This is a genomic window from Pseudomonas sp. URMO17WK12:I11, assembly GCF_007677725.1.
GTDB lineage: Bacteria > Pseudomonadota > Gammaproteobacteria > Pseudomonadales > Pseudomonadaceae > Aquipseudomonas.
The window spans coordinates 96,681-106,234 of the sequence record NZ_VEDF01000016.1 but is presented as its reverse complement, the minus strand read 5'-3'; the positions used below and the strand labels follow the sequence as shown (position 1 = coordinate 106,234).

Below are 9,554 nucleotides of genomic sequence, written 5' to 3'. Positions count from 1 at the left end.
GGCATCTTCAAGCCGGTGGGCCGGGTTAAACCGATCATCCAGACCGGCCTGCTGAGCCTCGCCGTGCTCGACCCGAAGATCGCCCACCAGATGATTTCGGTCACCGTGTGGGTCGAGGGCAAGGGGCATGAAGTGCGCGAGCGCTTGGTCAGCGAACTGAAGCACAGTGCCGGCCAGTTCAACGAGGCAGCGAAGGCGGCGTTGGTCGAGATCAAGGTGGCGGCAGGGACACTGGAACCGCAGGCGCGGCAGGCGCTGCAACGGATGCAGATTAGCGCGGGGCAGGTTTCGCAGATGGTTAAGGGGAGTTTTGAGGGGTTGCGCGGGGCGGGTAAGGCGTGGGAGATGCTGCTCTCGATGGGAAGTCTGTTTTTGCTAGGTGACAGTTTCCGAAAGAACGCAGAGGCTTTGGAATATTCGATTAAGCCTAAGCATCACGAGGCCAAGCTTGCATTGTTTGGCACGGGCTTGAGTATTGTGGGAACTGGGGTTGAGCTTGCAGGGCACTACTCGAAATTCCGGAACAACCAGCACGGCAATTTTCTTGCCGGAAAATCTGTCGTCAGCGTAGGCGGAGCTATTAGCGCCGCTGCTGGCATATTTGACGTCATGCAAGCGCAACGCGCAAAAGTACGTACTTTAGCCGCAGGTGACGTCAGCGCCACGGGTATGTACGGATGGGCTTCGGGCATCGCCCAAGCTGGGATCATAGCTTCAGCTTTCAGCACTTTCATGCCTCTTGCGATGGGTCCGTTAGGTGTAGCAATTGTCTTTAGCCTATGGACTTACAGTCTTATGAAATCCGCTGACAGGCTTGAGTCTAGCCCTTTGGAAAAATGGGCTAGGCGCTGTTATTTTGGCTACGGCAATGAAACTCCGAGCATACACTGGCCTTCCCCCATCGATGCAGATCTTGCTTTCGCAGAATTAAATAACGCGACGCTTGGCATAACGCCTATTATGAATTTCAAAACGTCCATGCTTGAGGTGGAAAGTCATTCAAAAATTGGAGGCCTCGTTAGCGTTGAAACAGCGAAAACGTTGAAGTTCTACGTCACTCTTCCACAATTCTCAGAAAGCCGTTCAGGGTATCGCTATATGCTTGTTCTGCACCGCGTCGACGCGAAAGGTTCGACAATGCCTACCGAAGGAGAAGTCGTTATCGACCGATCAAACCATGCACCTCACACAACCGGCAGGGCATCTGCATACGCAGCATTAGAGACAGCGCTTAAGTCATCCATTCCTGATTACTTGAGCAACTATGAAACGAAGTTGAACTGATCAAAAACGGGCAAGAAACTGAGCTTTCGATCTCTGGAACCGTGAAGCTAACACAGCAGTTTTTGCCGCGCAGCATCATCTCCGCCTCGCTAGTCACAGTTTATTGGCCGGATCGCGACATTCCTAGCGCTTACGCCGAACACATTTTAAATGAGGAGAACGCATGAGCCTGAGACATCGAGCCCCAGGCTGGACGCATGACCTGCCCAACACCGAGACGCCGGTCACTCAAGGAGAGATTCGCCCTGATATAGACCCTCCTCCTAACACGATAAATGAAGTCTACTTGGAACTACCGCGCTCCTCGATAAGAATTCGGGGGGCGTGGTTGCTAACAGGCCCAACGCTCATAGCTTGGTACCTCTTGTATGCTATAGAAATAATCTACAGCAACGTGTTCACACAACCATCGATAAACCTGGAGATTATTTTAACCTCGATATTCATACCTGCAATAACTGTGATCTTGCTAACTCCACATATCCGCACGGAACTTGGCTTTCCTCGTGACGAGCCCATACGCTTCAACAGGCCTCGCCGGAAAGTCTATTTTTACCAATACCGATTCAGCTTCCTCTTCCCCTTTAGCCGAAGCCGATGGGGTCTCAAGCCTGTTGCCTATGACTGGGATGACATCACTGCAGAAGCCTATCGGGTCTTTCGTCCTGGCCACGGAGGGTTGAAAGAATGGGTGATGCTGTCCGTGTGCCTGCCCGGCACCAAGCAGGTCATCGATAGATTATTTCTCGCGGACGATCTTGAAGAGGGTGCTCAATATTGGGCCATCGCCCGCCTCTACATGCAAGAGGGTCCCGCGGCGCTTCCCACCTTTGCTTATCCGCCGGAAGATTGGAATGAATTTCCTTACCCTATCACGCTGGAAAACATGAAGCATCGCAACCCAATCGACCGGCTTGCTCCCAAAGTCGAGTGGCCAGCGGAGATGGACCTTGAATCCCGTAGCGTTCCGAGTGGTTTCGAGCAACTATGAGGTAGTTGGGGCTCAACTTATTGATGGGTACGGCGTGCACCACGCGATCCAGATGTCAGTTTAACTTCTGGTATTGCCGGGGCCGCTGTGCGGCCCTTTCGCGACACAAGGCCGCTCCCACGAAAGAAGATCGCGTTCATACTCTGGTAGTGAATGCTGTGGCGCGCTGGACTCCAGCGAACTCAAACTACGCCCAACTCGACGGCAGTGCCGTTGATACGCACTGGCCATACACGCAACCGTTGCCCCGCATCTTCCAGACACTTGCCGCTGAGCAAGCTGAAATGCTGCTTGTACAACGGCGCGGCTACCACCAATTCGCCTTGCAGGCTGCCAACCAGGCCGCGGCCGATGATGTTGGCGCCGGAACGGGGGTCGCGGTTGTCCACGGCGAAGACACTCGGCTCCACGCCGGGCAGATAGAATATCGCCACCTGAGCGCCATCGAGCCAGGCCACGACACCGGAATCGGCCACCAGGTCATCGGTGTGGCAGACCGTTTGCCAACGTTCACAGCGCTTGGCGACAACAGCGGATTGATTCATCAGACAGCCTCCTCGGTGGTTGGGATCAGGTGCAGGGGTGTTGCCGGTCGGCGCTGGTCGCGCTCGCGCACGAAGTGCACGTCCGGGTCGGCGCGGCGGTCATTGACGAACGTGCGGAAGCGCTTGAGCTTCTCCGGATCTTTCAGCGCATTGGCCCATTCGCATTCGTAGCGATCGACCACATGCTGCATCTGTGCTTCGAGCTCGCCCGCCAGGCCCAGGCTGTCTTCGATGATCACCTGCTTGAGGTAGTCCAGTCCGCCCTCAAGCCCCTTGCGCCACACCGAGGTGCGTTGCAATTTATCGGCGGTGCGGATGTAGAACATCAGCACCCGGTCGATCAGGCGCACCAGCGCCTGGTCGTCCAGATCAGTGGCGAACAGCTCAGCGTGGCGTGGACGCATGCCGCCGTTGCCGCAGATGTACAGGTTCCAGCCTTTTTCCGTGGCGATGACGCCGATGTCCTTGCTTTGCGCCTCGGCGCATTCGCGGGTGCAGCCCGACACGGCGAACTTGAGTTTGTGCGGGCTGCGCAAGCCCTTGTAACGGTCCTCGAGGTGCAACGCCATGGCGACGCTGTCCTGTACACCGTAGCGGCACCACGTACTGCCGACGCATGATTTGACCGTGCGTGTCGATTTGCCATAGGCGTGCCCGGTTTCGAAGCCGGCTTCGATCAACTCGCCCCAGATCAGCGGCAGCTCATGCAATTGAGCGCCGAACAGATCGATGCGCTGCCCGCCGGTGATCTTGGTGTAGAGGTCGTACTTCTTCGCCACCTGGCCAATCACGATGAGCTTGTCCGGGGTGATCTCGCCACCGGGAATGCGCGGCACCACCGAGTAAGTCCCGTTCTTCTGCATGTTGGCCATGAACGTATCGTTGGTGTCCTGCAGCGGCACCAATGACGGATCCATGATCGGCTGGTTCCAGCACGAGGCGAGGATCGAACCCACCACCGGTTTGCAGCTAGCGCAGCCCACCTGCCCTTTCCCGTGGCGCTCGAGCAGCGCATCGAAGCTGCGGATATCCCCAACCCGCACCAAGGCGTACAACTCCTGGCGGGTGTAGGCGAAATGCTCGCACAGGCTTTTGTCGACTGCCACGCCGCGCGCACTCAGCTCATGCTCCACGACCTGCTTGAGCAGCGCCGCGCAACCGCCACAACCGGTGGCGGCCTTGGTGCACCCCTTGACCGCAGCCAGATCGCCACAGCCGTTGTCGATGGCAGTGCAGACCTGGCCCTTGCTGACGTTGTGGCAGGAACAGAGGGTCGCAGTGGCGGGCAACGCATCAGCGCCGAGTGTCGGCGCGCCGTTGCCTTGCGGCAGGATCAGGGAGGCCGGATCGTCCGGCAGGACGATGGCGTTCTGGGCGTATTGCAGCAAGGTGTCGTAATAGCTGTTATCGCCCACCAGCACCGCGCCGAGCACGTGCTTGCCGCTGGCATCCACTACCAGCCGCCGATAGCTGTTGTTGGCTTCATCGATATAGCGATAGCTGCGGGCGCCGGGGGTTGCACCGTGGGCATCGCCGATCGAGCCGACATCCACGCCCAGCAGCTTGAGCTTGGTCGACATGTCGGCCCCGCTGAAGGCACTGGCGCTTTCGCCCAGCAGCAGCCCTGCCAGGTTGCGCGCCATGCTGTAGCCAGGGGCTACCAGGCCGAACACGCTGCCATTCCATGACGCGCATTCACCGATGGCGAAAATACGCGGATCGCTGCTGCGACAGTGGTTGTCGATCACCACGCCGCCACGCGCTGCGATCTCCAGACCGCAGGCCCGGGCCAGGGCATCCTGCGGACGAATACCGGCAGAGAACACGATCAGGTCGGTTTCCAGATGCGCTGCGCCGTCGAAATTCATGCGGTAGCGATAGTCCTGCCCGGCAGTCACCGATTGGGTCGCACACGCCAGATGCACGCCCACGCCCAGCGCCTCGATCTGCGCTTTCAAGGCAGCGCCAGCGTCGCTGTCGAGCTGCACCGGCATCAGCCGCGGGGCGAACTCCACCACGTGCGCTTCGAGGCCCAGGGACTTCAGCGCGTTGGCCGCTTCCAGGCCGAGCAGGCCACCGCCCACCACCACGCCGCGGCGCGCTGCAGCGGCAGCGGTGCGTATGGCATCCAGGTCGTCCAAGGTGCGATAGACCAGCCGTGCATCACCCTCGCAGCCGGCGATCGGCGGAACGAACGGGTAGGAACCGGTGGCCAGAATCAACTGGTCATAGGCGTAGCGCCCTGCGGCGGTCACCACTTCGCCACGCTCACGGTCAATCGCGACGACCGCTTCGCCCAAGTGCAACTGCACGCCGTTCGCGACGTAGTAATCCTGCCCACACAGGGCCAAGCGCTCGGCGCAGCTGCCAGCGAAGTATTCCGACAGGTGCACCCGGTCGTAGGCGCGCTGGCGCTCCTCGCCGAACACATGCAGCTCGAAGCGCGCCAGGGCGCCGCGCTCGATCAACTGCTCGACGCAGTGGTGACCGACCATGCCGTTGCCGACGATGATCAAACGCTGCCGTTGACCGTTCGCTGTTGCCTTCATAAGCCGATCCTCGATCCAAAAAAAAACGCCTGGAGCCGAAGCTCCAGGCGTCTTTGCCTGTGTTCATCACGGTATGCCCTGGTTGATCGCCGTTGATCAGCGGGCTTGGTTGTGACGAGGGCTGAAGCAGGAGTCGTGCCAACGCGGCTCGCTCAAGTAAACCTGGGCGGTGAGGGCCATGTAGGCAGGTCGGTCAGCCGGCGCTAACCGACCTGCCGGGTGGCCAGCGCACAGCGTCGGTGCAGGCCTGCCCATTCTGGCGCACATTTAGTACACGTCGCGTCGATAGCGCTTGGTTTGGGTCAACATCTGCATGTACGCCTCGGCATCGACAGCGCCGTGCTCGACAATCACCTGGCGCAGCGCGGCGTCGACATCCTTGGCCATGCGCTGGGCATCACCGCAGACATAGAAGCAAGCCCCCGCCTGCAACCACTCCCATAACTGCGCACCCTGCTCGAGCATGCGCTGCTGCACATAGATCTTCTCGGCCTGGTCGCGTGAGAACGCAGTGTCCAGGCGCAGGTGGCCGCTGGCCTGCCAGGCCTGCAGTTGCTCGCGATAATAAAAATCGCTGGCCGCATGCTGCTCGCCGAAGAACAGCCAGTTAGCGCCTGCCGCGCCTCGCGCCTCGCGCTCTTCGAGAAAGGCGCGAAACGGCGCGATGCCGGTCCCCGGACCCACCATGATCACCGCCACCCGGTCATCCTCGGGCAGGCGAAAGTGCCTGGAGGCCTGCGGGAAGATCGCCACTTTGCAGTGCTCGGCGCGGTCGGCCATGAAGCTGGAGCAGACCCCTTTGCGCTGCCCATAGCGCACCACGGACACGGTCAGGTGCACCTGCTGTGGATGGGCCAGAGGGCTCGAACTGATCGAGTACAGGCGCGGCTGCAGTGGCTTGAGCAGCCCAAGCCAAGTGGCCAGCGGCAAGCGCTGGGGGAAGGCTCGCAGCACATCCACCAGTTGCCGCCCCCACAGCCACTGCTGCAGCTCGGCTTTACAGGCCGGTTGCAGCAACTGTTGCAAGTCGATGGACTGGGCGCTGAATGCCTGCAGGTGCTGCGCAGTGACCTGGGTGATGTCCAGCTGGGTCGTCATGGCTTCGGCCAGGGGCAGGTCGGGTTGGCCTGCCACGCTCACCGGCGTCTGGCCATCGAGTTGCATCAGGGCCAGCAATTCATCGACCAAAGCCGGGCAATTGCGCGGCCAGACCCCGAGCGCGTCGCCGGCAGCGTAGGTCAAGCCGCTACCGGCCAGGTCAAATACCAACTGCCGGGTTTCTTTACTGGCCCCCGGCCCGTTCAGCAACCGATTGCTCACTAGCGCCGCGGCCCACGGACGCTGCTTGGTGAAACCAGATCCCTTCTGCGCCAGGCGAGCCACAGGCGCTGGAGCGGTACCGCCCAGCTCAGGTAACAAGGCTTCGAGCCAACAGGCGAAGGCGTGCTCGAAGTCCGGCTCGCAATCCACCCGTGGCAGCAGGCGCCGCCCACCCAGCTGCGCCAGACGCTGGTCGAGTTTACGGCCAAAACCGCAGAACTGCTCGTAGCTGGAATCGCCCAGCGCCAGCACGGCGTACGGGAGATGCTGGCAAAAACCGCCCTGCTCGCCTTGCAGCATGTGCCAAAACGGCGTGGCGCTGTCAGGCGCATCACCGTCACCAAAGGTGCTGGTGATCAGCAGCAGGCTGGCGGCCCCGTGCAACTGCCGAGGGCTGAGCGTCGCCATTTCCTGAAGCTGAATGCGCAGCCCGGCACTGCGCAGGTGCTGCGCGCAGCGTTCGGCCAGCGCCTCGCCGTTGCCGGTTTGCGAAGCCCACACCACCCAGTGCGCGGGCGCGGCGTCAGCCAAGGGCGCCGCCTGCTGCCCGCTGTCGGCCTGCAGCTCGAGCGTGGCGATACGCGCCCCGGCCACCCGCTCTATGGCCACTGCGCAATGCTTGAACGACGGCTGCAGCGACAGCGGATCGACCGCGTCCGAGGTCACCGCATTGATCGCCAGCTGCGCGCCGAACAGGTCGTTCCAGTGAAAAGGCGCAAAGCAATTGCCCGCCATCACCCGCTCGCTGATGCGCGCCGGCAGCACTGCCTGGCCCCGCCGAGAGCGGACGGCGACCTGGTCCTGGTCGGCAATACCCAGGCGAGCGGCATCCTCGGGGTGCAGTTCGACGAACGGCCCGGGGTCGAGCCGATTCAAAGCCGGCACCTTGCCGGTCTTGGTCAAGGTATGCCACTGATGCTGCACCCGGCCGGTATTGAGCACCAGCGGGTAGTCGACGTCGGGCTGCTCTGGCGCCGGTAGCCAGGGCCGGGCGTAGAAACGCGCCTTGCCAGTGGCCGTGGGGAAGACCAGCGCAGGCCTGTGGCCCAGGCGATCGGCTGGGGGTGGCTGGCGGCCTTCATCCTGCACATAGCGCTGCGGGCTGCGCTGCCCGGCGCGGGCCTCGGGGCACGGCCACTGTCGCGGGCTTTGGCGCAAGGCGGGGTAGTCGATCCCGCGCAGGTCGTAGCCGGTGAGCGGGTTGTTGAAGCGGCGGATTTCATTGAATACAGCTTCGGCATCGGCATAGTCGAACGCGTCGGCATAACCCATGGCGCAGGCTACCTTGGCGATGATCTGCCAGTCGGCCAGGCTTTGCCCAGGCGGGGCGACGGCACGCGGCATCAAGGTGAGGTTGCGCTCGCTGTTGACCATCACCCCTTCGCCCTCGGCCCATAACGCCGCAGGCAGCAGAATGTCGGCGTAGCGGTTGGTTTCGCTGTCGAGGAAGGCGTCCTGGCTGATCACCAATTCGGCCTGGCGCAGCGCGTCGATCACCTGCTGGCGATTGGCGACACTGGCCACCGGATTACTGCAGATGATCCAGCAGGCTTTCACCTGGCCGGCCCGCATCTGCTCGAACAGCGCAATCGTTCCTTCACCGCCCTCATTGCGCAGGCTGCCTGGCGCCAGGCCCCACTGCGCTTCGACGAAGGCACGGTCGGCAGGCTCCAGGGCCGAGCGCTGGCCAGGCAACCCCGCGCCCATGTAGCCCATCTCGCGACCGCCCATGGCATTGGGCTGGCCCGTCAGCGAGAACGGCCCGCTGCCTGGGCGGCAAATGGCGCCGGTGGCCAGGTGCAGGTTGCACAGCGCATTGGTGTGCCAGGTACCTTGCACGTTCTGGTTCAGGCCCATGGTCCAACAGCTCATCCAAGCTCGGGCGGTGCCGATCAGCGCGGCGGCGTGACGGATGTCCGCTTCGCTCAGCCCGGTGATGGCGGCAACGCGCGCCGGCGTGTAGTCATCCAGAAAATCCGGCAACTGCTCCCAGCCTTCGGTGTGCGCGGCGATGAACGCAGGGTCGGTCTGAGCGTTTTGATGCAGCAGGTGCAGCAGCCCGTTGAGCAGCGCCAGGTCGGTGCCGGGGCGCACTTGCAGGAACAGATCGGCCTTGTCGGCGGTGGCCGTGCGCCGAGGGTCGACGACGATCAGTTTGGCGCCTGCGCGAACCCGGTCGAGCAAGCGCAGAAACAGGATCGGGTGACAATCGGCCATGTTGGCGCCGATGACCAGGAATACCTCGGCGTGCTCGAAGTCCTCATAACTGCCGGGCGGACCGTCGGCGCCCAGTGACAATTTGTAGCCGCTGGCGGCGCTGGCCATGCACAGCCGCGAGTTGGACTCGATATGCCGGGTGCGGATGTACCCCTTGGCCAGTTTGTTGGCCAGGTACTGCGCCTCGAGCGACATCTGCCCCGATACATACAGCGCCACGGCATCAGGGCCATGGGCGTCGATGATGCCCTGCAGTCGCTTGGCCATCTGGTTGATGGCCTCTTGCAGGTCACTCTGCACGGGCGGCTGACCGCGCTGCGAACGCAAGTGGGCGTGCTGCATGCGTCCGGCGGCGGTCAACGGCAAGTGGGCGGTCAGGCCCTTGGTGCACAGCCGCCCAAAATTGCTCGGGTGCTGCTTGTCGCCGCTGATCTTGCTGACCTCGCCCGCGGCGACACGCATGACGATGCCGCACCCTACGCCGCAATAGGGGCAGACGCTGCGCACTTCAGTGGTGGTCATGGGCCGTATTCCCTTTTCATGAGCACGAAAAAGGCGCCGGTCACCCGAGCCTGCCAGGCAGGTGGGCAACACGGCGCCGTCGTCGTGAGTGGATCGGGCCATCGACGTTGATGGCCCTGGGTAGGC

General features: G+C 62.0%; 4 protein-coding genes and 1 pseudogene. 2 read left to right on the top strand and 3 right to left on the bottom strand.

The window, feature by feature from the left end; genetic code table 11:
• Positions 1-1,284: pseudogene (locus FS665_RS23465) on the top strand (hypothetical protein); the annotation flags it as partial.
• Positions 1,285-1,447: 163 nt separating this feature from the next.
• The gene (locus FS665_RS22260) at positions 1,448-2,275 is read left to right on the top strand and encodes a DUF6708 domain-containing protein (RefSeq protein WP_306102867.1); all 828 of its coding nucleotides are present in this window, start codon (positions 1,448-1,450) and stop codon (positions 2,273-2,275) included.
• Between the two features lie 182 nt (positions 2,276-2,457).
• Here the strand turns inward: FS665_RS22260 and nirD are convergent, their stop codons facing one another.
• The 3 genes from nirD to FS665_RS22245 form a co-directional block, all read right to left on the bottom strand.
• Positions 2,458-2,820, bottom strand: a complete 363-nt coding sequence (nirD, locus tag FS665_RS22255; protein ID WP_145193376.1) for a nitrite reductase small subunit NirD — start codon at positions 2,818-2,820, stop codon at positions 2,458-2,460.
• The gene (nirB, locus tag FS665_RS22250) at positions 2,820-5,369 is read right to left on the bottom strand and encodes a nitrite reductase large subunit NirB (protein ID WP_145193374.1); all 2,550 of its coding nucleotides are present in this window, start codon (positions 5,367-5,369) and stop codon (positions 2,820-2,822) included. Before nirB ends, nirD begins: the two co-directional genes overlap by 1 nt.
• Positions 5,370-5,636: 267 nt before the next feature.
• Complete coding sequence (locus FS665_RS22245; RefSeq protein WP_145193372.1) at positions 5,637-9,428, bottom strand: bifunctional nitrate reductase/sulfite reductase flavoprotein subunit alpha; 3,792 nt, start codon at positions 9,426-9,428, stop codon at positions 5,637-5,639.
• Positions 9,429-9,554: the final 126 nt, after the last annotated feature.

What these genes read in the sequence shown, in the direction of transcription:
- nirD (WP_145193376.1), bottom strand. Translation starts at nt 2,820, where the DNA reads ATGAATCAATCCGCTGTTGTCGCCAAGCGCTGTGAACGTTGGCAAACG.
- nirB (WP_145193374.1), bottom strand. Translation starts at nt 5,369, where the DNA reads ATGAAGGCAACAGCGAACGGTCAACGGCAGCGTTTGATCATCGTCGGC.
- FS665_RS22245 (WP_145193372.1), bottom strand. Translation starts at nt 9,428, where the DNA reads ATGACCACCACTGAAGTGCGCAGCGTCTGCCCCTATTGCGGCGTAGGG.
- FS665_RS22260 (WP_306102867.1), top strand. Translation starts at nt 1,448, where the DNA reads ATGAGCCTGAGACATCGAGCCCCAGGCTGGACGCATGACCTGCCCAAC.